General features: G+C 68.8%; 19 protein-coding genes. 6 read left to right on the top strand and 13 right to left on the bottom strand.

Annotated elements, in window-relative coordinates:
• Window positions 1-33: 33 nt before the first annotated feature.
• Entirely contained in the window at window positions 34-663 is a 630-nt protein-coding gene (locus tag JOD27_RS31790) for a DUF4360 domain-containing protein (protein ID WP_204766001.1), read from the bottom strand.
• Between the two features lie 59 nt (window positions 664-722).
• Window positions 723-1,493 (bottom strand): DUF4360 domain-containing protein, encoded by a 771-nt coding sequence (locus JOD27_RS31785; RefSeq protein WP_307830443.1) that lies wholly within the window; start codon window positions 1,491-1,493, stop codon window positions 723-725.
• A 50-nt stretch (window positions 1,494-1,543) separates the two neighbouring features.
• Between JOD27_RS31785 and JOD27_RS31780 the strand changes: the two genes are divergently transcribed.
• The gene (locus JOD27_RS31780; RefSeq protein ID WP_204766000.1) at window positions 1,544-1,933 is read left to right on the top strand and encodes a response regulator; all 390 of its coding nucleotides are present in this window, start codon (window positions 1,544-1,546) and stop codon (window positions 1,931-1,933) included.
• Here the strand turns inward: JOD27_RS31780 and JOD27_RS31775 are convergent.
• Window positions 1,921-4,824, bottom strand: a complete 2,904-nt coding sequence (locus JOD27_RS31775) for a substrate-binding domain-containing protein (protein ID WP_204765999.1) — start codon at window positions 4,822-4,824, stop codon at window positions 1,921-1,923. The genes JOD27_RS31780 and JOD27_RS31775 overlap by 13 nt on opposite strands.
• 118 nt (window positions 4,825-4,942) lie before the next feature.
• On the opposite strand from JOD27_RS31775, the gene JOD27_RS31770 reads away from it, so the two are divergent.
• Together JOD27_RS31770 and JOD27_RS31765 are read left to right on the top strand one after the other, a co-directional pair.
• On the top strand, window positions 4,943-5,290 hold the full coding sequence (locus tag JOD27_RS31770) for a hypothetical protein (RefSeq protein WP_204765998.1): 348 nt from the start codon (window positions 4,943-4,945) through the stop codon (window positions 5,288-5,290).
• 1 nt (window position 5,291) lies between these two features.
• Complete coding sequence (locus JOD27_RS31765; RefSeq protein ID WP_204765997.1) at window positions 5,292-6,302, top strand: hypothetical protein; 1,011 nt, start codon at window positions 5,292-5,294, stop codon at window positions 6,300-6,302.
• Here JOD27_RS31765 and JOD27_RS31760 read toward each other — a convergent pair.
• From JOD27_RS31760 to tkt, 7 genes are all read right to left on the bottom strand, one after another.
• Entirely contained in the window at window positions 6,286-6,702 is a 417-nt protein-coding gene (locus JOD27_RS31760) for a GNAT family N-acetyltransferase (protein WP_204765996.1), read from the bottom strand. The genes JOD27_RS31765 and JOD27_RS31760 overlap by 17 nt on opposite strands.
• A 71-nt stretch (window positions 6,703-6,773) precedes the next feature.
• Window positions 6,774-7,553 (bottom strand): 6-phosphogluconolactonase, encoded by a 780-nt coding sequence (gene pgl / locus JOD27_RS31755; RefSeq protein ID WP_204765995.1) that lies wholly within the window; start codon window positions 7,551-7,553, stop codon window positions 6,774-6,776.
• Window positions 7,550-8,557 carry a glucose-6-phosphate dehydrogenase assembly protein OpcA gene (gene opcA, locus JOD27_RS31750; protein WP_204765994.1) on the bottom strand — a complete coding sequence of 336 codons (1,008 nt, stop codon included), beginning with the start codon at window positions 8,555-8,557 and terminating at the stop codon, window positions 7,550-7,552. The genes pgl and opcA overlap by 4 nt, the downstream gene beginning before the upstream one ends.
• Window positions 8,554-10,095, bottom strand: a complete 1,542-nt coding sequence (zwf, locus tag JOD27_RS31745; protein ID WP_204765993.1) for a glucose-6-phosphate dehydrogenase — start codon at window positions 10,093-10,095, stop codon at window positions 8,554-8,556. The genes opcA and zwf overlap by 4 nt, the downstream gene beginning before the upstream one ends.
• Window positions 10,092-11,678 carry a phosphoglucose isomerase-related protein gene (locus JOD27_RS31740; protein ID WP_307830442.1) on the bottom strand — a complete coding sequence of 529 codons (1,587 nt, stop codon included), beginning with the start codon at window positions 11,676-11,678 and terminating at the stop codon, window positions 10,092-10,094. The genes zwf and JOD27_RS31740 overlap by 4 nt, the downstream gene beginning before the upstream one ends.
• Window positions 11,679-11,703: 25 nt before the next feature.
• The gene (gene tal, locus JOD27_RS31735; RefSeq protein ID WP_204765991.1) at window positions 11,704-12,816 is read right to left on the bottom strand and encodes a transaldolase; all 1,113 of its coding nucleotides are present in this window, start codon (window positions 12,814-12,816) and stop codon (window positions 11,704-11,706) included.
• Window positions 12,817-12,820: 4 nt separating this feature from the next.
• A complete protein-coding gene (gene tkt, locus JOD27_RS31730; protein WP_204765990.1) occupies window positions 12,821-14,905 on the bottom strand; it encodes a transketolase in 2,085 nt (694 codons plus the stop codon).
• Between the two features lie 243 nt (window positions 14,906-15,148).
• On the opposite strand from tkt, the gene JOD27_RS31725 reads away from it, so the two are divergent.
• From JOD27_RS31725 to JOD27_RS31715, 3 genes are all read left to right on the top strand, one after another.
• The gene (locus JOD27_RS31725) at window positions 15,149-16,072 is read left to right on the top strand and encodes a heme o synthase (RefSeq protein ID WP_204765989.1); all 924 of its coding nucleotides are present in this window, start codon (window positions 15,149-15,151) and stop codon (window positions 16,070-16,072) included.
• A gap of 22 nt (window positions 16,073-16,094) precedes the next feature.
• The gene (locus tag JOD27_RS31720; RefSeq protein WP_204765988.1) at window positions 16,095-18,086 is read left to right on the top strand and encodes a hypothetical protein; all 1,992 of its coding nucleotides are present in this window, start codon (window positions 16,095-16,097) and stop codon (window positions 18,084-18,086) included.
• A gap of 65 nt (window positions 18,087-18,151) precedes the next feature.
• Window positions 18,152-20,098 (top strand): HelD family protein, encoded by a 1,947-nt coding sequence (locus JOD27_RS31715; RefSeq protein WP_204765987.1) that lies wholly within the window; start codon window positions 18,152-18,154, stop codon window positions 20,096-20,098.
• 3 nt (window positions 20,099-20,101) lie between these two features.
• On the opposite strand, the gene JOD27_RS31710 is transcribed toward JOD27_RS31715, so the two are convergent.
• Genes JOD27_RS31710 through JOD27_RS31700 form a run of 3 tightly spaced genes read right to left on the bottom strand, consistent with a single transcriptional unit; the run spans window position 20,102 to window position 22,405 of the window.
• On the bottom strand, window positions 20,102-20,752 hold the full coding sequence (locus JOD27_RS31710; RefSeq protein WP_372441763.1) for an HD domain-containing protein: 651 nt from the start codon (window positions 20,750-20,752) through the stop codon (window positions 20,102-20,104).
• Between the two features lie 60 nt (window positions 20,753-20,812).
• Entirely contained in the window at window positions 20,813-21,460 is a 648-nt protein-coding gene (locus JOD27_RS31705; RefSeq protein ID WP_204765985.1) for a hypothetical protein, read from the bottom strand.
• Window positions 21,461-21,466: 6 nt separating this feature from the next.
• Window positions 21,467-22,405, bottom strand: a complete 939-nt coding sequence (locus tag JOD27_RS31700) for a hypothetical protein (RefSeq protein WP_239569876.1) — start codon at window positions 22,403-22,405, stop codon at window positions 21,467-21,469.
• Between the last annotated feature and the right edge of the window lie 90 nt (window positions 22,406-22,495).

Raw genomic sequence — 22,495 nt, 5'->3', positions numbered from 1 at the left:
GCATCGGGCGTGTGCGGCAGCCGGAGGAGTGGCCTACGGGCAGGTCTTCCAGGCGAAGTGATACGTCGTCTCGAGGTTGCCGTCGGTCGAGTCCATCGTGATGAAGCTCGTCGTCGTGGCCGTGTTCGACGTACCGGGGTAGACCCGGAGCTCGGTGTTGATGTTGAAGTTCCGCTTCTCGCCGCACGGGGAGTAGACGATCGCGGCCACTTCGGTGGTGTCGGTGGCCTGCCAGTCGTCGCTGACGGGGCCGTTGTACCGGTGGGAGATGGACTCCGTCTGGGACATGCCCTGGAAGTAGTAGTTGGCCTTCTCGATGCCGTACGCGCCGTGTTCGAGGTGTGCGAAACCTCTGTAGTCGGCCTGGGCGATGCCGTAGGTGAAGCCCTGCGGCACGTTGACCCGCAGGTTGAGCTGGCAGTTCTTGCGCAGGTCGGTGGGCTTGGCTCCGACGCCGACCTGGGCGAGGTAGTCGCTGTAGGTGACGGTGAACGCCTTGTTGTCCTCGGACACCGCGACGGCCGCCGTGCCCGCGGGGCAGCCCGAGCCGTTGATCGTGACGATGTCGATCGTGATGTGGTCGGGCGGCGGCGTGTCGTTGGGAGCGCCGGGCGGGATGATGATGGACGAGGCCAGCAGGGCAGCGGCAACCGCGTTGAGCATGGGAGACCTTTCCGACGCTTCTCGCAGGGTGGGGGGTTGGCGGCGGCCTTTGGAAAAAATCAGCAGCGCTTCCAGGAGAAGTGGAACAGCGTGCGCACTTCACCGCGCTGGTAGTCCATCGTCATGAAACTGTTTGTATTGGTGTCCGAGGTACCCTTGTCAACGCGCAGGGCGCTGTTGACGTTGAGATTCCGCTTCTCTCCGCACGGTGCGTAAACGATGTCCGCGAACTCGGTGCGGTGCGTGACCGACCAGTTGTCGTCGTACGGCCCGGCGAAGGTCTGCTTCTTCACGTTGTTGGCCGACTGACCCTGGAAGTAGTAATTCACCCACTGGTTCCCCGTCGCTCCTCGTTCGAGGTGCGCGAAACCGGCGTAAGTTGCTTCCGCGATGCCGTAGGTGAAGCCCTGCGGGATGTTGACCTGCAGGTTGAGCTGGCAGTTCTTGCGGAAGTCTGTCGCGCTGGCACCCTTGCCGGCCTGCGCGAGGTAGTCGCTGTAGATCACCCAGAACGACGTGTTGTCGGAGGAGACGATCACTTCCGCGGTGCCCTGCCTGCACCCGGAACCGTTCACCGTCACCACGTCGATCGTCACCCGGTCCGAAGGAATCGTGTCGGCGTGCGCGGGTGCGGACGACAATGTGAACAGCGCGGCCAGAGCGGCTGCTGCCGTCGCTTTACGCATGAAGTTGGCCTTTCCTGGTGCCTCTTTCTCAGCGTGGAGCGGCAGCGGTGCCGTGGAGGTTAGCGCAGACCCACAACCAATGGTGTGATCCAAATGGCCCATGTCATCCTGATGGAGCAGTTCGTGAGGAATTATCGCGAGCACTTCTCGACCTCGTGCTGAGGGAACGAATACTTTCCGGCATACTGACGCGCATGTCGCAAGCTGGGTTGGTGCTCGTAGTAGAGGACGAGGACCCCGTGCGGAGGTACACCGTCAGCCTGCTCGAGGAACTCGGCTTCACGGTCCTGCAGGCCAGCGACGGCGTCGAGGCGATCGCGATCCTGCGCGAACGCAGCGCGGAGATCAGGGCGATGCTGCTCGACCACAGCATGCCGGGCCTGTCCGGCGAGGAGGTGCTGGCCGAGCTGGAGCGCGAGGGCCTGACCGTGCCGGTCGTGCTGACCAGCGGCCACGACCGCACCTCGCTCGAGCGCCGGTTCGCCGGGCACACCATCGCGGGCTACCTGCAGAAGCCGTTCCGCCTGGAGAAGCTCGAGGAGGCGGTCCGGCAGGCGCTGGCCAACCGGGCTCAGGCGTCCTGAGTCAGTACCGTCTTGATGCGTTCGAGCAGCTCCGACTCCACGTACGGCTTGGTGATCAGCACCTCGTCGTCGAGGATCTCGTCCGTCGTGTAGCCGGACATGTAGATCACGGCGGGTGCCGCGCCGGTCGAGCGCAGCAGCCGGACGAGCTCGGGGCCGCCCATCTTCGGCATCACGACGTCGGTGAGCACGAGGTCGATCGTGCTGCGGTGCGCCGTGGCGAGCTGCAGCGCCTCCTGCCCGTCGCTCGCCTCGATCACCGCGTAGCCGGCGGTCTCCAGCGACCGGCGGGTCATGATCCGGACCTGGGCGTCGTCCTCCACCAACAACACCGTGCCCACGCCCTGGTGCGATGTCGCCCTGCGCGCGCACGGTGCTTCCGGCGTGCCGTCGTGGTCGTGCGGAACGGGCAGGTAGACCTCGATCGTCGTGCCCGCACCGGGCGCGCTGATCAGTTCGATCTGCCCACCGGACTGCTGCACGATGCCGAACACCGTCGACAGGCCGAGCCCGGTGCCCTTGCCGACCGGTTTGGTGGTGAAGTACGGCTCGAACACCTGCGCCTGCACGTCCGGCGCCATGCCCGCGCCGGTGTCCTGGACGCGCAGCACGACGTACTCGCCCGGCCGGACGCCGACGATCCGGCCGGTGTCGCCGTGGCCGAGCGAGGTGTCCGCGATGGAGATCCGCAGCGTGCCGCCGTCGGGCATCGCGTCGCGCGAGTTGACCGCGAGGTTGAACAGGATCTGCTCGACCTGACCCGCGTCCGCCCACACGTGCGCGACGTGGTCGGGCAGGTCCATCTCCAGCTCGATGCGGTCGCCGACGAGCGTGCGGAGCATCGAGTGGACCTTGGTGAGGTTCTCCTTCAGGTCGAGCGACTCCGGGTGCAGCACCTGCTGGCGGGTGAACGCGAGCAGCTGTCTCGTCAGGTTCGCCGCTCGTTCGCCCGCGTGCCTGATGTCCTCGATGGCCGTGCGGCGCGGGTCGTCGGGCAGGGTGCGGCGAAGCAGCATCTCGCTGTTGCCGTTGACCACCGTCAGGATGTTGTTGAAGTCGTGTGCGATGCCACCGGTCAGCCTGCCGATGGCCTCCATCTTCTGCGCGTGCCGCAGCTGCGCTTCGGTCTCGCCGACGCGTTCTTCGAGCCGTGCGCGCGCGTCCTTCAGTTCCTGCATCAGCCTGATGCCCCGCAATGCGCTGCTGAGCTGCTGCTGCACGGCCTCGTAGATCCAGCCGGGTTCCGGGCCCTGCTCGAAGATCACGTACCCGAGGTGGTCCTCGTCGGTGTAGAGCGGGACGCACAGTGCGCTGAACGGCTTGTCCCTCCTGAACGGGTACGGCGTCAGGTTGATGGCGGGGAACGAGCCGTCGGGGTGGTCCTTGAGCTGACCGTCCTCGTACCGGACGAGCGCGCGCGCCGTGCCCGCGGTGTCGTACGCCATGACGTGGCATCCGGGGATGCCGAGCCGGGGGAGTTCCTCGTTGAGGGCGTTCGTCAGCTCGTCGACGTCGCGCGACGCGATGAGCCGTTGACCTGCTTCGCGCACCGTCTGGTCGTGACGCTCGTGCGAGAGATATTTGAAGCGTGCGTCCGTGGCGAACGCATCGCCGACGAGGAGCTGCACGCGCAGCCACAGGTCGTTGATGAGCGTGGCGTCGCTGATCCGTGCCGTCACGAACCGATGGAGGTCGAACAGCGGTGGCCACCAGCGTTCGGGCTGGCACCCGGCGCGCGCACTCGCGCGGATGTACTCGGCCAGCAGCTGGAGGAACTCCGCGCCCTCGACCTCACCACGCCCTGCCGCCATCAGCTCGACGATCAGCTGCTCGGCCCAGCTGTCCGGGAGCTTCGCCGAGAGTGGTCCGAGCGAGCTGCGCAGGTGGTCCGCCACCGTCGCCGCCGTGGCCGACTCGGAGATGTTCAGCGGGCCGTGCGCGGGGGCGTGGTCGCCGGGCCCGGACGGCAGGCAGCCGCACGACCGCCTGACGATCAGCTCGGTCGGCATGGTCTGCCGCGCCGGCGTCGGTTCACCCTTGACGAGCGCCAGCGCCAGCTCCGCGGCACGGACCCCCATCTCGTGGAACGGCGCGCGCACGGTGGTGAACGCGGGCGTCGCCGCGTCGATGTTCACCTCGCGCCGCACCCGGTCGCGCTGCCCGTCGCCCGTGACGGTCATGTAGCCGAGGTCGTGCGTGCGGACGTTGGTGTGGTTGTCGTACCCGACGACCGCGATGTCCTCTGGCGTGCGGAAGCCCATCTGCTCCAACGCGGACACGACGCCGATGGCGTAGTCGTCGTTGGCCGCGGCGATGGCGTCCGGCGGGCCTGCGACACCCCTGACCATCCTGCGCACGGCGTCGGCTGCGCCGATCGGTTCCCAGATGAACGATCCCGGCATGGTGACGAGGTCGGGATCGTACGGAATCCCGTGCCTGCGCAACGAGTTCAGGTACCCCTGGAACCGCTCTTGGGCGCCCGCGTGCGTTTGCGGCCCCCTGATGAACGCGATGCGGCGTTTGCCGTGCACCTCGACGAGGTGGTCGACGGCCTGTTCCATGCCGCCTTGGTTGTCCATCAAGATGGTCGGCCACTGTGCGAGAGAGGTCTCCACACTCACAATCGGCATCGGCGCGTACCGCTTGACGAACTCCTGCATGCCCCCAGTCCCGACGAGCTGCCCCACGCGCGTAGCCCACACGACGAGCGCATCGATCCGGTTCGGCGAGATGAGGTCATAAACAGTGTTGGCACGACGTTTGTGCGGATCCGGGTGGTCCAGCTCGCTGCCGGCGAAGCACAGCAGGTCGCACCCGAGGCGCTGGGCGCCGTCACTGACACCGCGCCACTGCTCGCCGGCGAGCTCGATGAGCGGGCCAGCGGTGATCATCCCGATGGTGGGACGTCGCTTCGCACTGCCGTTCGCCACAAAACCCCCGCTAGTCAACGCGATTCGGGATGATACGCGTTGTCGGGGGGAATGCCTGCCGTGTTACCTGGGGGAACTGGTGAACACCGTGCTGGACGGTCTGGCGTCGAACCCCGCCCTGCCCGCCGCGCTGCTCGACCGCCTGATCGTCCTTGCGGACCCCGTGGTGACCCCCGAACTGGCTGCCCGTTCCGACCTCACACCGGCTCAGGTGCGGGCTCTCCTGGCTCGCGAGGACCCCGCGGTGGTGTCGGCGCTGCTGGGGACAGGCCTGGTCGCTCCGGCGGACGTGCCTTGGTCGAACCCGTCGGTCGCACTCGTGGTCACCGCCCACCCGGACGCCCCGCCCTCCGTTTGCCCGCGCACTCGCCGCACACCCGGAGTTCAAGGTCCGGCTCCCGGAGCGGGCCCGCACGTTGCCTCCTGATGTGGTCGAACTGCTCGCGCGCGATTCGGACTTTCAGGTGGTCGCCGAGCTCGTCACGTTCCACGCGCTGCCTCCTGCGCTGGCCGACGAGCTGAGCCGGCATCCGAGCACCGAGGTCCGCCGCGCGCTGGCCGCTAGCCCGCACACGCCCGGTGACGTGCTGGCGCGGCTGGGTGGTTTTGCTCGCGAACTCTCGGCGAATCCGGCGACACCGGCTCCGGTCGCAGCCGGGTTGGTGCACCACCACGAGGCCCGCTACTGGCTCGCTTCGCGCACCGATCTGCCGCGCCACGTCTACGAACAGCTCGCGGCGGAGGTCGAACCCGGCATCCTGGCGGAACTCGCGGCCAATCCGGCGGTTCCCGCCGATCTGCTTCGTCAGCTGACGGGCACCCGTGCGTTGCGGCGCGCGTTGTTGCGGAACCCTGCTCTTCCGCTGGATCTGTTGCTCCAGGTGGTCGAGACCGCTCGCATCGGGCCCGCGCCGGTGCCGCGCGTGTTGTCTGCTTCGGAAGACGAGCTGCGGACGTTGGCGGCGTCAGCCACGATGCAGGCGCGGATGCTGGTGGCCGGGCGTCCCGATCTGCCGTTGGAGCTGTTCCAACGGCTTGTCGCGGACCCGGATCCCGGTGTGGCGGCGGCGGTCGTTGCGTCTCCGCTGGTGACCGTCGCCCAGCTGTGGGAGCTGGTCGAGCGGCACGGTTCGCGGTTGTTCCCGCGGGCGGCGTCGAACCTGCTTTGTCCGCCGGAGTTGTTGCACCACATGGCTTTGCGGGCCGGCGGGGTCGAGGAGACGTACCGGGCGATCGCTCGGCATCCGGAGGCTTTGGGGGAGACTTTGTTGTTGTGCTTGGAGGATGCGCAGGCTCGGCACCTTGCCGCCGGTCATCCCCGTCTGCCGGTGCCGAAGATCGTCGAGCTGCTGGGCAGTGAGTTCACGGCGAGGGCTGCGGCGGCGAACCCGTCGTTGCCGGTCGCCGTGATGGAGAACCTGATCAGCTCCACCACTTGATGAGGTTCGTCTGCTCTTTGCGTACCTCATATCCGTTGGCCGCGTAGAACTTCCGCGCGTCCACCCGGTTCTGGCCTGTCACCAGCCGCACCCCGCAGGCACCGTCGGCCCGCGCCCACTCCTCGCCCGCTTCGAGCAGCAGCCTTCCGGCACCCTTGCGCTGGTGCCGCGGCGAGACGGCCAGCGTGATCAGGTTCTTCAACGGCCGGTGGTAGGTGTTCTCGTAGTCGCTGAGCTGGATGTATCCGACGACCTCCGCACCGTCCACCGCCACGAACAGCACCGCGTTGGGAGCCTTGACGATCCGCTCCAGCTGGGCACGGGTGTCCACGAGCGGGAACTCGTACCCCAGCGCCTCGCGGTTGATGTCGCAAATGGACTGAGCGTCGGAGAGTTCCACCGAACGAACAATCATGTTCCCCCCCCAAAGAGAAACGGCCCCCAAACAGAGTCTGGGGGCCGTCGAGAACCTCACGCCAGCGGCGGCTTGAACAAAGCCGGCACCTTCGAAGCGGCCGCCGTGTCCAGCAGCCACAACGTCCGGCGCCGCCCGGTAGCCCCCGCAGCCGGCAACTGCACCTCGCCCGTCCCGGTCAGTGCCATCGACACCGCTGCGGCCTTGGCCTCACCGGTGGTCATCAGCCAGACCTCCTGCGCACACCGCACCGACGACAACGTCAGCGACACGCGCGTGGGCGGCGGCTTCGGGCAGTTGCGCACCGCCACGACGGTCCGCTCCTTCTCGTACACGGCGGGAGAAGCGGGGAACACCGAGGCGACGTGGCCCTCCTCGCCGACGCCCAGCATGCAGACGTCGAACGTCGGCACGTCGCCGTGGTCTTCCGGACGGGCCAAAGAAGCCAGCAGGTCGGCGTAAGCCGAAGCGGCGGCTTCCGGGTCGTCGCCGAACTTGCCGTCCGAGGGCTCCATCACGTGGACGCGCGCGGGATCCACCGGCACGTGGTCCAACAAAGCAGCGCGGGCCTGAGTTTCGTTGCGCTCCGGGTGGCCGGAAGGCAGGAACCGCTCGTCACCCCAGAACAAATCCACCCGCGACCAGTCCACGGCATCGCGGGCGCCGTTGCGGTTCAGGTGTTCCAGGACCGCGGTTCCGGTGCGGCCGCCGGTCAGCACGACGGACGCGTAGCCGCGGGCGGCCTGGGCGTCGACCATGCGGGTCACCAGGCGGGCCGCCGCGGCGGCGGCCAGGAGGTCGCCGTCGCGGTGGACCACCACTTGCGGATTGCTCACGAACTCGCCTTCGCCTTGGACTTCTTCGAAGCGGGAGCAGCGCCGTTGGTGGCCTCGGGGGTCTCCGGCTTCGCGGTCGCCGGGCGGCCCTTCGCGACCTTCGACAGCGACTTCAGGGCTGCCGCGTACACCTCGTCCGGGTCCAATCGGCGCAGTTCCTCCGCCAGGCAGTCGCGGATCGAACGACGCTGCAGGGCAACTCGCCGCGACGGCTGGCCGGGCTGGGACAGCGTGCCCACCTTGCCGTCCGGGCGAATCAGATCCACGTCGCCGGACGCGCGGCCCAGCCGGACCTGCACGATGCCCTCGCCCGACGTGGCCTTGAAGCGACGAGCCGGGACCTTCAGCTTGTCGGTCAGCCACGCGGCCAGCAGGTCGGTCGACGGCGAGTCGGCCTCGCCGGTGACCTCGGCTTCGATGATCTTCTCGTACGGCGGCAGGTCCAGGGACGCGGCGAGCATGGCGCGCCACAACGTCAGGCGCGTCCACGCCAGGTCCGTGTCGCCCGGCGCGTAGTGGGCGCGGCGGGACTCCAGGGCCTTGATCGGGTTCTTCTCGGCTGCCGCGTCCGTGATGCGGCGCTGCGCGAGCTGGCCGATCGGGTCCTTCGACGGCGAGACCGGCGCGTCGAACGGCCACCACGCCACGACCGGGGTGTCGGGCAGGAGCAGCGGCATCACGCAGGACGCGCCCTCCTTGGCGAGCTCGCCGTACAGACGAAGAACGACAACCTCTGACGCTCCCGCGTCGCCGCCGACACGGATCTGCGCGTCGAGACGTGGAGCTGCCTGGCGAGCACCGCGGGCCACGACGATCACGCGACACGGGTGTTCGCGCGAGGCGTCGTTGGCCGCGTCGATCGCGGCGTCGGTGCGCTGGCCGTCCTCGGTCACGATGACGAGGGTCAGCACGCGACCGAGCGTCGTCGCGCCGCCTTCGTCCCGCAGCCGGACCAGCCGCGAGTTGATCTGGGACGTGGTGGTCGAGGGAAGGTCGATGATCACGGACGCCTCCAGTGCCTTCCGGTCCTGGCGGTCATCGCGTCCGCCGACGGCGGACCCCAGGTGCCTGCCTTGTACTTCTCCAAAGCCGGTTCGTCCTTGCGAGCCCAGAAGTCCAGAACGGGATCCAGGATCTCCCAGGACAGCTCGACCTCGTCGTTCTTCGGGAACAGCGACGGCTCACCGAGCAGCACGTCGAGCAGCAGCCGCTCGTAGGCCTCCGGCGACGACTCGGTGAACGAGTGGCCGTAGCCGAAGTCCATCGTGACGTCGCGGACCTCCATCGTGTTGCCCGGCACCTTCGAGCCGAACCGGATGGTCACGCCTTCGTCCGGCTGAACCCGGACCACCAGGGCGTTCTGGCCGAGTTCCTCGGTCGCGGTGTCGTCGAACGGCAGGTGCGGCGCGCGCTTGAACACGACGGCGACCTCGGTGACGCGACGGCCCAGCCGCTTGCCGGTGCGCAGGAAGAACGGCACCCCGGCCCAGCGACGCGTGTTGATCTCACAGGTGATCGCGCCGAACGTCTCGGTCTTCGACTCGGGCGAGAACCCGCCCTCCTCCAGCAGACCTGGGACCTTCTGGCCGCCCTGCCAGCCACCGGTGTACTGGCCCCGCGCGGTGGTCTCCTCGAACGGCTGCGCGGGACGCGTCGCCGAGAGGATCTTCACCTTCTCCGCCCGCAGATCGGACGGCTTGAAGGAGACCGGCTCCTCCATCGCGATCAGCGCGAGCAGCTGCAGGAGGTGGTTCTGGATGACGTCCCGCGTCGCGCCGATGCCGTCGTAGTAGCCCGCGCGGCCACCGAGACCGATGTCCTCGGCCATGGTGATCTGCACGTGGTCGACGTAGTTCGAGTTCCAGATGGGTTCGTACAGCTGGTTCGCGAACCGCAGCGCCAGGATGTTCTGCACGGTCTCCTTGCCGAGGTAGTGGTCGATGCGGAACACCGACTCCTCGGGGAACACCTCGTTGACCGTGCGGTTGAGCTCCTTGGCCGAGGAGAGGTCGTGGCCGAACGGCTTCTCGATGACCACGCGACGCCACTGGTCACGCGACGTCTGGGCGAGCCCGGCGCGCTTGAGCTGGTTGATCACCGTCGGGAACGCGCTCGGCGGGATCGACAGGTAGAACGCGTGGTTGCCGCCCGTGCCGCGCTCGGAGTCCAGCGCCGCCAGGCACGAGGCCAGGTTGTCGAACGCCTGGTCGTCGTCGAACGTGCCCTGCACGAACCGGATGCCCTCGGCGAGCTGCGACCACACGTGCTCGTTGAACGGCGTGCGGGCGTGCTCCTTCACCGCGTCGTGCACGACCTCCATGAAGTCCTGGTCGGCCCAGTCGCGGCGGGCGAAGCCGACGAGACCGAAGCCCGGCGGCAGCAGACCCCGGTTCGCGAGGTCGTAGATCGCGGGCATGAGCTTCTTGCGCGACAGGTCACCGGTGACACCGAAGATGACCAGCGCGCTCGGGCCCGCGATGCGGGGCAGGCGCTTGTCCGCCGCGTCCCGCAGCGGGTTGCGCCACTTGTCGGATGAGGTCACGAGCCGTCCTCCTGGACTGCCTCGACGAGCTGGGCCAGACCTGCGATGCGGTCCTCCAGGTGCAACCGCAGCACCGGACGACCGTGTTCGGCCAGCACCTGGCCGTCGCCGAGCGCCTGCGCGAGCTGCAGCTGCGCCAGCGTGTACGGACGGCCGGGCACCTCCAGGTCGTCGCCGGACTCGCCGGTGATCTGGATGAACACGCCGTTCTGGTGACCGCCCTTGTGGTACTGGCCGGTCGAGTGCAGGAACCGCGGACCCCAGCCGAACGTGGTCTGCAGGTGCGTCCTCTTCGCGATCTCCGCACGGAGCAGCTCGAACGACGCGTCGTCGATCCTGTCCAGGTACGCCTGAACCGAGATGTAGCCGTGGTCGGGCGCCACTTCGACCAGCGCCGCGAGCGCTTCCGCGACGGTGTTCACCTTGCGCGGCGCCCAGTCCGTGCCGTGGCCCTCGACCGGTCCGTCCACAAAGGACGGAGAGGACGCCGACGCGACCGGCGCGTCGAGCAGCGCGCGAGCGGCCTTCTTCGCGGCCTCGACGTCGGGCTGGTCGAACGGGTTGATCCCGAGCACGCGGCCGACGAGCGCGGTCGCGTACTCCCACAACAGGAACTGCGCGCCCAGCGGACCCTCGACGGCCACGTTGGCGGAGCCGGTGGCCGGTCCGATCGCGACGGTCGTGGCGTCCGAACGCGCGTCCACGAAGCCGGGAGCCCCGGGACCCTCGACGACGACCGGCAGCAGGCCGGTGCCGTTCTTGCCGGTCGACTCGGCGATCAGCTGCTCGGCCCAGTCACCGAACCCGACGATGCCGGAACCGGTGTCGGCGAACACGATCTTCTCCGCGCCGTTCGCGTGCGCGGCACCGAAGATCGCGGCCAGCACGACGGCGGGGTTCTCGACCGAGTCCTGCGCGAGGACCTTGGCCTCCTCCGCCGCCTCGTCGAGCAGCGCCTCGACGTCGGCACCGGCCAGGTACGACGGCACCAGACCGAACGCGGTCAGCGCGGAGTAGCGGCCACCCACGTGCGGGTCGGCCAGGAACACCTTGCGGTAGCCCGCTTCCTCGGACGCCTTCTGCAACGGCGAACCGGGGTCGGTGACCACCACGATGCGCGACGCGGCGTCGATGCCGGCGTCCGCGAAAGCCTTCTCGAAGATGCGCCGGTGGCTGTCGGTCTCGACGGTGCCACCGGACTTGGACGACACCACGATCACCGTGCGCTCGAGGTCACCGGCGAGAGCGTCGGCGACCTGGGCGGGATCGGTGGTGTCCAGCACGACCAGCGGAACGCCGGCGGTCCGCGTGATCACCTCGGGGGCGAGCGACGAGCCGCCCATCCCGGCGAGCACGACGCGGTCGACGCCCTCGGCGTGCAGTTCCTCGCGCAGGGCCTTGAGCTCGGGGAGCAGTGAACGGGACGTCTCGTGCAACGTCGTCCACGACAGACGAATGCTCGCCTCGGACTCGGCTTCCGGCCCCCACAGGGTCGGGTCCTGCGCGGTCAGCTTGCTCGGCACCGAATCCGCGACCAGGTCAGCAGCGATCGTGCTGACCTGGTCGGCGTTCGGTGACCTCACGATGTCGACGGAGGTCACTTCGTGATCAGCCCTTCAGTTGAGCCAGTTGGTTCGTCACCGTCTCGAGCAACTCTTCCCAGGACTTCTCGAACTTCTCGACGCCCTCGGTCTCCAGGACCACGAACACGTCCTGCAGGTCGATTCCCACGGCGGCGAGCTGGTCGAACACCTCCTGGCCCTCAGCGGCGCGTCCGGTGACCGTGTCACCGGTGATCTTGCCCGCGTCCGCGACGGCGTGCAGCGTCTTCTCCGGCATCGTGTTCACGACGTCGGAGACGACGAGCTGGTCGACGTAGAGGGTGGGGGAGTAGCTCGGGTCCTTCACGCCGGTCGACGCCCACAGCGGACGCTGCGCGTTGGCACCGTCGGCCTTCAAAGCCTCCCAGCGCTCGCCCCGGAACGTCTTCTCGAACGCTCCGTAGGCGATCCACGCGTTCGCGAGCGCTGCCTTGCCGCGCAGTGCCTTGGCCTCGTCCGTACCGATCGCGTCCAGGCGCTTGTCGATCTCGGTGTCCACGCGGGACACGAAGAACGAGGCGACCGAGTGGATCGAGCGCAGGTCGTGACCGTTCGCCTTGGCCTGCTCCAGGCCGTCGAGGTACGCCTCCATGACCTTCTGGTAGCGCTCGACGGAGAAGATCAGCGTGACGTTGACGGAGATGCCCTCGGCGATCGTCTTCGTGATCGCGGGCAGGCCCGCCTCGGTGGCCGGGATCTTCACCAGCAGGTTCGGCCGGTCCACGGTCTTCCACAGGTCCTGCGCCTCGGCCACGGTCTTGTCCGTGTCGAACGCCAGGCGCGGGTCGACCTCGATGGAGACGCGGCCGTCCACACCGTTCGTCGAGTTGTAGATGTCGCGGAACTTGTCGCACGCGTTGCGGACGTCCGTCGTGGTGACCTCGCGGATGGTCGCCTCGGTGTCGGCACCCCGGTTGGCGAGCTCGCGGACCTGCTCGTCGTAGGACTCGCCCTTGGACAGCGCGCCCGCGAAGATCGTCGGGTTCGTCGTGACGCCGACGACGTTCCACTCGCGGATCAGCTCGTCCAGGTTGCCGCTGGTGAGCCGTTCACGGGACAGGTCGTCCAGCCAGATGGACACACCGGCGCCGGACAGCGCGGCAAGATTCGGCTTGCTCACTGAATCAACCCCTCACTCGGTCAAGGGAACGGCGGGCGGCGGCGACGACGTTCTCCGTCGTGAAGCCGAACTCCTTGAACAACGTCTGGTAGTCGGCCGATGCGCCGAAGTGCTCGATCGACACGATCTCGCCCGCGTCGCCGACGTAGCGGTACCACGGCTGCGCGATGCCGGCCTCGACAGCGACACGTGCCTTCACCGACGGCGGGATGACCGACTCGCGGTACTCGGCGTCCTGCTTCTCGAACCAGTCGATGGAAGGCATGGACACCACACGCACTGCAACGCCCTCGCCCTGCAGAACCTTCCCGGCCTCGGCGGCAACCTGCAGCTCAGAGCCAGTACCGATGATCACGATCTCCGGGTTGTCGTCACCGAAGAGCACGTAACCACCGCGCTTCACGCCCTCCGCGGAGGTGCCCGGAAGCGTCGGGACGTTCTGGCGGGTCAGCGCGAGGCCGACCGGGCCGAACTGCTCCAGCGTCGCCTTCCACGCGTAGGCGGTCTCGTTGGCGTCACCGGGGCGGACGACCGCGAAGTCCGGGATCGCGCGCAGGGCCGCGAGGTGCTCGATCGGCTGGTGCGTCGGGCCGTCCTCGCCGAGACCGATCGAGTCGTGCGTCCACACGTAGGTGACGGCCGCCTGCATGATCGCCGCGAGCCGCACGGACGGGCGCATGTAGTCGGAGAACACCAGGAACGTGCCGCCGAACGGGCGGGTCGGGCCGTGCAGGGCGATGCCGTTGAGGATCGCGCCCATCGCGTGCTCGCGGACACCGAAGTGCAGCACGCGGCCGTACGGGTCGGCCTTCCACATGCCGGTGGAGATCGACTCCGGGCCGAACGACTTGGCGCCCTTGATGGTCGTCAGGTTCGACTCGGCGAGGTCGGCGGAACCGCCCCACAGCTCGGGCAGCGCGCCGGCGAGCGCGTTGATGACCTCACCGGAGGCCTTGCGGGTCGGGACGCCCTTGGCGTCGACCGGGTAGACCGGCAGCGCGTCCGCCCAGCCCTCGGGCAGCTCGCGGGCGACGAGGCGGTCCAGCAGCTTCTTGTTCTCCGGGTTGGCCGCGGCCCACGCGTCGAACGACTTCTGCCACTCGGCCTTGGCGAGCTCGCCGCGCTTGACGACCTCGCGGGTGTGGTCGAGCACCTTGTCGGCGACCTCGAAGGTCTGCTCCGGGTCGAAGCCGAGGATCTCCTTGGTGGCCTTGACCTCGTCGGCGCCCAGCGCCGCACCGTGCGCGGCACCGGTGTTCTGCTTGTTCGGCGCCGGGTAGCCGATGATCGTGCGCAGCAGGATGAACGAGGGGCGCTCGGTCTCCGCCTTCGCGTTCTCGATCGCTTCGAGGATGCCCTTGACGTTCTCGCCGGACTCCACGACCTGGACGTGCCAGCCGTAGGCCTCGTAGCGCTTCGCGGTGTCCTCGGACAGCGCGATCGTGGTGTCGTCCTCGATCGAGATCTTGTTGTCGTCGTAGAAGACGATCAGGTTGCCCAGCTGCTGCGTGCCGGCGAGCGACGACGCCTCGGAGGTGACGCCCTCCTCGATGTCACCGTCGGAGGCGATCACGTAGATGTTGTGGTCGAACGGGCTCTGGCCCGGCGCGGCGTCCGGGTCGAACAGGCCGCGCTCGCGGCGGGCGGCCATCGCCATGCCGACCGCGGAGGCGAGGCCCGAGCCCAGCGGGCCGGTCGTGATCTCGACGCCCCTGGTGTGACCGTGCTCGGGGTGGCCGGGGGTCTTCGAGCCCCACGTGCGCAGCGCCTTGAGGTCGTCCAGCTCGAGGCCGTAGCCGGAGAGGTACAGCTGCACGTACAGCGTCAGGCTGGAGTGGCCGGCGGACAGCACGAACCGGTCGCGGCCGATCCAGTCCGGGTCGGCCGGGTCGTGCCGCAGCACGCGCTGGAACAGCGTGTACGCGAGCGGCGCGAGGCTCATGGCGGTGCCGGGGTGCCCGTTGCCGACCTTCTGCACCGCGTCCGCCGCGAGCAGCCGCGCGGTGTCGACGGCACGCTTGTCCAGCTCCGTCCAGTCGTCGGGCAGATCGGCCTTGGTGAGCCGGGTGATGTCGTCGGTGACGGTCACGGACTTACAGCTCCACTCTTGTCGCTAGGGCGGGCAGGCTTGATCGATCCCGAGTAGCCTGACCCGCGTCTCTCCCTCGTCCTTCGGCCAGCCTAGTCCTGCGAGATCCGGATGTTGCTCTGAAAGGTCTCAGGTGGGTGTGTGCCCAGGCACACCGGCACCCGAACGGGCTGTGAATTCTTTGCGCGGTTACCATCAGTCGCTGGATTTCACACCTGTCTCGACACGAGGAGCGTCCCCGCGATGAGTGCCGTCCTCGAGGCTCCTTCCAGGTCGCCTCGCCAGGTCGTGAGCGCCTACGTGGCGCTGACCAAGCCGCGGGTCATCGAGCTCCTGCTGATCACGACGATCCCCGCGATGCTGCTCGCCCAGCACGGCCTCCCGCCGCTGTGGCTGATCGCCTGCACGCTGACCGGCGGCACCCTCGCCGCGGGGTCGGCAAATGCCCTCAACTGCTTCGTCGACGCCGACATCGACTCGGTCATGAAGCGGACGACGGCCCGGCCGCTCGCCCAGAACGCCATCCCGCCGCGCAACGCCCTGATCTTCGGCATCGTGCTCGGCGTCGTCTCGTTCGCGTTCCTCTGGATCTTCGTCAACCTGATGTCGGCCGCCTTCGCGGTGGCGACGATCCTCTTCTACATCTTCGTCTACACGCTGGTGCTCAAGCGCCGCACCTCCCAGAACATCATCTGGGGCGGCATGGCGGGGTGCATGCCGGTCATCATCGGCTGGAGCGCGGTGACGGGCACGGTGGAGTGGCCGGCCCTCGTGATGTTCGGAGTCATCTTCTTCTGGACTCCGCCACACACCTGGGCCCTCGCCATGAAGTTCAAGGAGGACTACGCCAGGGCAGGCGTGCCGATGCTGCCCGTGGTGGCCACAGCTGCGCAGGTGACGCGGCAGATCGTGATCTACAGCTGGATCACCGTCGTCTGCACGCTCGCCCTCGCTCCCGTCACCTCGTGGATCTACGTGGCGGTGGCGGCCCTGTCGGGCCTGTGGTTCGCCGTCTTCGCGCACAAGCTGCACAACGTCGTGCGCCGCGGCGGGTCCACGAACACCATGAAGTTCTTCCACATGTCGAACCTCTACCTGATGCTCGTGTTCTGCGGTCTCGCCGTCGACGCGGTGGTCGGGTTGCCGGTGCTTGGCTGGCCGTTCTAGCTGCACCTCCAGGCGTACGGCTGTGGCGCCCGTTGAGTTCACCGTCTCCGGCGGCGAAGGCGCGCCGCTGGAGTTCGCCGCCGCGCTCGTCGCCACGAAGTCCCTGCTCGTCGTAACGGATCCCGGCGGGTGGGCCCAGGTCAGCCACGGTCTCCCGGTCGGACACGCGGCGTCCGCGGTGATCACCACGCGGGTGCGCGTGCTGCGGCTCGCCGTGCTGGATCTCCGCCACTTCCCGTCGGCCTCGTCGTTGCCGTCGATCACCGACGTCGTGGGCGACGTGGTCGCGTTGCACGACACGCGTTCCTGGGACACAGCTCCGGTCGTGCAGGCACTGCGCCGGCTCGGGCGGCCGGTCGTGCTGTTCACCGCCGTGCACACGTGGGTGCCGGGCGTCGATCCCGCTTCCGCGTTCATCGGGTGGAGTGCGCCGCACGTCGTGATCGCGGAGCCTCGTGGTGCCGGGGAGGGGCGGGTCGAGGACGCGCTGTGGCAGTTCCGCGAGCTGGAACGGCGTCGCCTCGTTCGCTTCACCGCCCTGCCGGAACCGCCCGCGCCCGACGATCGCGTGGTCACCGTGATGGTCGCGTTGCCCGGTGCCACCGAAGGCATCGCGGGAGCGTTGCGGCCGGGCGCGGACTACGAGGTGTGGGTGCGCGTCGGGCAGCACGCGGCCGCTCTGCCGTGCGACCTGGAGCTGCGGGCCGTGCTCGGCATGAACGGGCGCGCGGTGCAGTCCGAGTCGTTCGTGCTGCCCGCCGAGGGTTCCGGCCCGTGGGTGAGTTTTCCGGTCACGACGCCGTACGCGTCGGTGCCGTGGAGCGGTGAGCTGGTCATCTACTCCGGTGTGGTGCCGGTGCACGTGCAGCGGGTCGTGCTGCCGGTCGGGGGCGGTGACTCCCGTGCGACGCCGAGGTTCCGGTTGTCGCGGACGTTCGCGGACCTCGAACCGTTGTCGTCGCGGGTCGCGTCGATCATGGTGCTCGGCGAGCGGGCGCTGGTGGCGTCCGGCGGGCTGCCGTCGTGGATCAGCCTGGACCTGGGTGACCTGCCGCGCTCGCTGCCGCACGTGACAGGGCTGGATCCCTGGTACGGCAAGGACTTCCCGGCCTTCTGCGAAGATCTCGCGGCGCTGGCCCGGCAGGGGTCCGCGCTGTGCTCGCGGCTCTTCGGCTCCGATGCGCCGGCGGAGCGGATCCGGCGGCTGGCCCGTGCCGGTGGCCGTCCGGCCGGGGTGATGATCGCCGACGTGACCTCGGGCACGGTGCCGTGGTCGTTGATCTACGACCTGCCGTTCCAGGACGGCCCGTATCGGTTGTGCGCGTCCGTGGGCCAGTTCGGTCCGTTCGGTGCCGGGGGAGAGGTGCCCGCGCACTGCCCGGTGTCCGACCACAGCGGAAACATCTTGTGCCCCTTCGGTTTCTGGGGCCTGTCGTGCGTACTGGAGCAGCCGGTCGGGCCGCTGGTACCCCTGGTGTCGGCGCGGCCGCACCCGTTCGCGGTGTCGATGGCGGTCGATCACGGCATGGACCGCGCGTTGACCGAACGACACGTGACCGAGCTGATGTCGATGCTTCGGCCAGAGGCAGTGACGTCGGCCTACGTCAGCCCGTCGGAGCTGGGACGCGCGCTGGCCGACGAGGCCATGGACGTCGTGCACCTGCACTTCCGGGAGGGTTTCCTCGACGCCGAGGAGATCGAGCGCTGGGACCGCGAGGGCGTGTGGCCGCGTCCGCACTGGCCGTCGCGCAAGCCGCTGGTGGTGGGAACGTCACCGATGACCGGTCTGGTGCGGGCTTTCACCGACGGCGGCGCGTCGGGCGTGATCAGCCCGGAGACCGTTGTGCCGCAGGACATGGCGGGCTGGGTGACCGGCATGGTGCTCGCCCGGCTGGCCGCGGGGTTCAGCGCGGGCGAGGCGCTGCGGCTGACCCGCTGGGAGATGATCAGCCGCGGCAACGTGATGGGCCTCGCCTACACGTTGCACGGCAGCGCGGACCTCCGCCTTCGGTGAGCGGCTGAGGCTGTCAAGAAGAACAAGACTGCACTTTCCGCGAGGTCGCGGGCACCCTCTCCCGAGTGCAGGAACTCGCAGCTGAGCAGGACCACGTCAACGTGCTGTACGCCCGCCTCGACGCGCTGCGGCACGAGGCGGCCGCCGCGCTCGCCCGCGGCCACACTTCGGACGTGTGGCGGGCGGAGCTCGCGCGGCTGGAGGCGGTGGAGGAGGGGCTGTGCTTCGGCAGGCTGGACCTCGCCGACGGCCGAAGTGTCCACATCGGACGGATCTCGCTGTTCGACGACGACGAGCCGTTGCTGGTGGACTGGCGTGCGCCCGCCGCCCGCCCCTTCTACACCGCGACCGCCGCCGAGCCGGACGGCGTCGTGCGCCGGCGCCGGATCACGACGCGTGGCCGGGCCGTCGTCTCCGTGGACGACGAACTGCTCGATCTGGACGCGCCCGGCGACGGGCTGGTCGGCGAAGCCGCGTTGCTGGCCGCCCTGACGGCCGAGCGGACCGGACGCATGCGGGACGTCGTCACGACGCTGCAGGCCGAGCAGGACCGGATCGTCCGTGACGACGCCAGGGGAGTGCTCGTCGTGCAGGGCGGACCGGGCACCGGCAAGACCGCCGTCGCCCTCCACCGCGTCGCCTACCTGCTGTACACGCACGAGCACCTGCGGGCCCGCGGTGTGCTCGTCATCGGGCCCAGCGAGGTGTTCCTCGACTACATCGGCCAGGTGCTGCCGGGGCTCGGCGAGAACCGGGTGGTGACGGCGACCGTGCCCGGACTGAGGTCCGTCGCCGTCACCGAGGTGGACTCGGTGGCGGAGGCCGAGCGCAAGGGCCGCGCGGACATGGCGGCCCGGCTGGCCGAGAGCGTGCGCGCCGCGGTCCGGCTGCCGGAGGAACCGGTGGACGTCGAGTTCGAGCAGGAGGTGCTGCGGCTGGACCCGGCGGTGGTGCGACGGGCCGTGCGGACGGCGAGGGAGACCGGGCTGCCGCACAACCAGGCGCGACTGGTGTTCCAGCGGGAGATCGTGGCCGCGCTGGCCGGGGAGCTCGTCGGCCGGATGGAGGCGGTCGTGTTCACCGCGACCGGTGAGGCACTCGACGGAGGCAGTGCCGACGGCCGGCTCGGCGAGGCGGAACTGCGTGCGCTGGCGGCAGCGGGTGTGGTGCTCGGGCAGGAGGAGGACGGTCCGCGTGACCTGCTGGACGAGGTGGACCGGGAAGCGTTGCGGACCGCGCTGCTCAGTGACGCCGGTGTTCGGGACGCGCTCGACGAGCTGTGGCCGACCCTGACCCCCGCGGAGGTGGTCGAAGGTCCGTGGAGCGCCGCGGACGTCCCGCTGCTCGACGAGGTCGCCGCGCTGGTCGGTGAGAGCGTGCCGGTGTTCGGGCACGTCGTGGTCGACGAGGCACAGGAGCTGTCCGGCATGGCCTGGCGGATGCTGGTGCGCCGCTGCCCGTCGCGGTCGATGACCGTGGTGGGAGACCTGGCGCAGACAGGCAGCGCGGCGGGCGCGTCGTCGTGGGAGCGGGTGCCGCGGCCGCACCGGCTCGCCCAGCTGACCGTCAACTACCGCACGCCGGTGGAGATCATGACGGTCGCGGTGGAGCTGCTCGCCCGGCACCACCCGGCACTGCGGCCGCCGCGATCGGTGCGGGCGAGTGGCGAGGTGCCGTGGCGGCTGGCGGCCGCGGACGTGCCGGGCGCGCTCGCCACGCTGATCGCCGAGCACGCGGAAGGCAAGCTGGCGATCATCGCGCCGGTCGTCGACGAGCTGGCGGCCGCGTTGTCGCTCCCCGTGCCACCGGACCTCACGGGTGACGTCGTGCTGCTGACACCTGCACAGGCCAAGGGCCTGGAGTTCGACGTGGTCGTGATCGCCGACCCGGTGGCCGTTCTCGCGGCCGGTCCCAACGACCTCTACGTGGCCATGACGCGGGCCACCAGGCAGCTGGGCGTGGTGCATCCGGGGCCGGTGCCGCCGGAGCTCAGCTCGTTGGTCGCCAGGTGAGGCTCACGACGCCACCTTGGTCAGCAGCTCCTCGACGCACGGGTCGTCGAGCGACTCCACGATGTGCTGCCACAGCAGGAGGTTCGTCTCGGCCCACTTGGTGTAGGTCGCGGCGGCCTCCGCGTCGTAGAAGTAGTAGCCCTCGTCGGCCTTGGACACCTGCTCGCCCACGATCTTGTGCGCGAGCTCCCGCAGCGTGATGCCGTTCTCCTGCAGGTACTTGTGCGCGAGGACGACCGGCGTCACCGGGAGCGCCTTGAAGAGCGTGTCGGCGTCGGACAGCGCCTGGGCCTCCAGTGAGATGTCGCGGTGGCGGGTGCGCATCTCCGCTTCGAGGACGATGCGTTCGATCCACTCGATGTCACCGAGGCAGACACCGGCGACGAACAGCACCTTCCTGCGCAGCGCCGCACCGTCGGTCGGCAGCGAGTTGCGGCGGACCATGTAGTTCAGGTCGTGCACCAGAGCGGCCACCTCGACGATGTCCGTCGCGGCGCCGTTGCGTTCGGCGAAGTGCACGGCCTTGTCGCGGACGAAGCTCACGTGGTGCCAGCCGTGGAACTGCAGCTTCGCGGCCAGGTCCTCGCACAGCCGCCTCACGCGCTGCTCCACGTCCGCGATGACAGACCTCGGAATCGTTGTGCGCGTACGCATCATCAGCCCTCCCACCGGGTGGGCTGATGGTAGGCGTGTCATGCGCGCCTCGGCGCGGCTTCACAGGTGGTTCGTCAGATCCTCCAGTCGGTCCTCGACCGGCACGTGCCGATGACTGATCCCGGTGTCCGGGTCGTAGCTGAGGCTCCACGGCGTGACGGCACGCGACTTGGCCAGGAACGTCATCGTCCCGTCCGCCGCGCGCGGGATGCGGTGGAACTCGTGCGCGAGCAACGTGCCCGTGGTGCCTTCGGTGCACTGGGTGCGGTTCGTGAGCTCCGTGCCGACGATCGAGCGCCCACCGACGCCGAGCCGGGCGTCAAATCGTTCGTGCAGGTACGCGCCGCTCAGGATGGTGGTGCAGAAGTGGTACCGGTGGTTGTGGACCGAGTCCGCGTACCCGGTCCGCCAGTCCGCCAGCGGCTTGTACTCGTGCAGCCAGAACGTGAACGGCTCGTCCGGCTCATCCCGCAGGCACCACGCGAAGTGCGTCGTCGTCTCGCGCGAATGCGCGATCACCCAGGTCGCCTGCTGCGGCGTGAGCCCGTCGATGTACGCGCGAAGCTCCTTGCGCAACTCCGGCCGGGCCGCCCACTCGCGGAACCACACGCCGACATCGGTCCAGTGGTCCACCACGGGAAAATCGGCGCCCCTTATCCGAGCGGCGAGCTCCTCGAGCGCGGACAACCCGGTGAACTCGGCTAGCAAGATCGATCAGCTCCTCAACTGAGCGGATGCGGAGAATTCGCGACGGAATGCGTGGAACTTGTCTTCGAGCTCGCGGTATCCGTCGTCGGTGAGAGTGTCGCCGGTGATCTTCTCGAACAACGCCAGGAAGTCGTTCCTCGTCGTGCCCGGCGTGATGACGAAGTGATACCCGGCCTTGGAATTGCTGATCCGCAGGAACTCCGCCCGTTCCATCGTGTACAGGAACGAGCTCTCGGTGAACCTGAGCGTCCTGGGATAGGGCCGCAGCACTCCGGCGGTGTTGCTGAAGAGCGTGAGCCAAGCGGAGTCGTCGAACAATTCGAGCCGATCGAGCGGCGGATCCGAAACGATCGTGACATCGATTCTGCTGCACCGGCTGCGCGCCACGTAGAGCCCGACGAGCCCGATCCCGATCTGCTCCTTGAGCTTCGTCTGGATCTCGTCGTAGTCGCCCTCGGCGCCTTCGTTGCGCAGGAGATACCGCGCCCGCCCGCTGATGGCGTTGTCGTCCCGCGGGTCCGCCAACACGGCCCTGAGCTCGCATTCCGTCTGGGAGAGCAACACCCGCCCCGCCGCGTACCGCCCGGCGAACCCGCGGAAGCAGTACAACCGCGTCCGCTCCAGGTCCTGCATCATGAGCTGGTTGAACACCGGATCCGGCGTAGCGGTCGGCTCGAACACGTGACTGGGGAAGAACTCCCGATCCAGCGCCCGATACTCCTGCGTGAGCTCCTTCAGAGCCTTGCGACTCTCCTCGATGACCGGCGTGAGCAGAGCCTTCTGCGCGGCTTTGGACGTAACCAACGTCTGCGTGAAGCTCACGACAGCCGATATGAGCGTGCCCGTCCCCACCGCGGTCAGCAGGTTTCTAGCCGCCCCGGAATCCATTTGACTGGAAATGGCAAGCGACGCGCCCGACGTCACCACGAGTATGAGGAGGAGCAACCCGGTCCGAGTCCAAAACAACTCCTGGATCAGGTTGCTGCGGATGCCTCCGGCCTCCGCGGACACAAGTCCCACCTCCTGGCGGTCACC

It is taken from the genome of Lentzea nigeriaca, from assembly GCF_016907955.1.
Taxonomy (GTDB): Bacteria; Actinomycetota; Actinomycetes; order Mycobacteriales; family Pseudonocardiaceae; genus Lentzea; species Lentzea nigeriaca.
This window is presented reverse-complemented; position numbering and strand designations above follow the sequence as displayed.

What these genes read in the sequence shown, in the direction of transcription:
- JOD27_RS31775 (WP_204765999.1), bottom strand. Translation starts at nt 4,824, where the DNA reads ATGATCACCGCTGGCCCGCTCATCGAGCTCGCCGGCGAGCAGTGGCGC.
- JOD27_RS31780 (WP_204766000.1), top strand. Translation starts at nt 1,544, where the DNA reads ATGTCGCAAGCTGGGTTGGTGCTCGTAGTAGAGGACGAGGACCCCGTG.
- JOD27_RS31710 (WP_372441763.1), bottom strand. Translation starts at nt 20,752, where the DNA reads ATGCGTACGCGCACAACGATTCCGAGGTCTGTCATCGCGGACGTGGAG.
- JOD27_RS31790 (WP_204766001.1), bottom strand. Translation starts at nt 663, where the DNA reads ATGCTCAACGCGGTTGCCGCTGCCCTGCTGGCCTCGTCCATCATCATC.
- JOD27_RS31725 (WP_204765989.1), top strand. Translation starts at nt 15,149, where the DNA reads ATGAGTGCCGTCCTCGAGGCTCCTTCCAGGTCGCCTCGCCAGGTCGTG.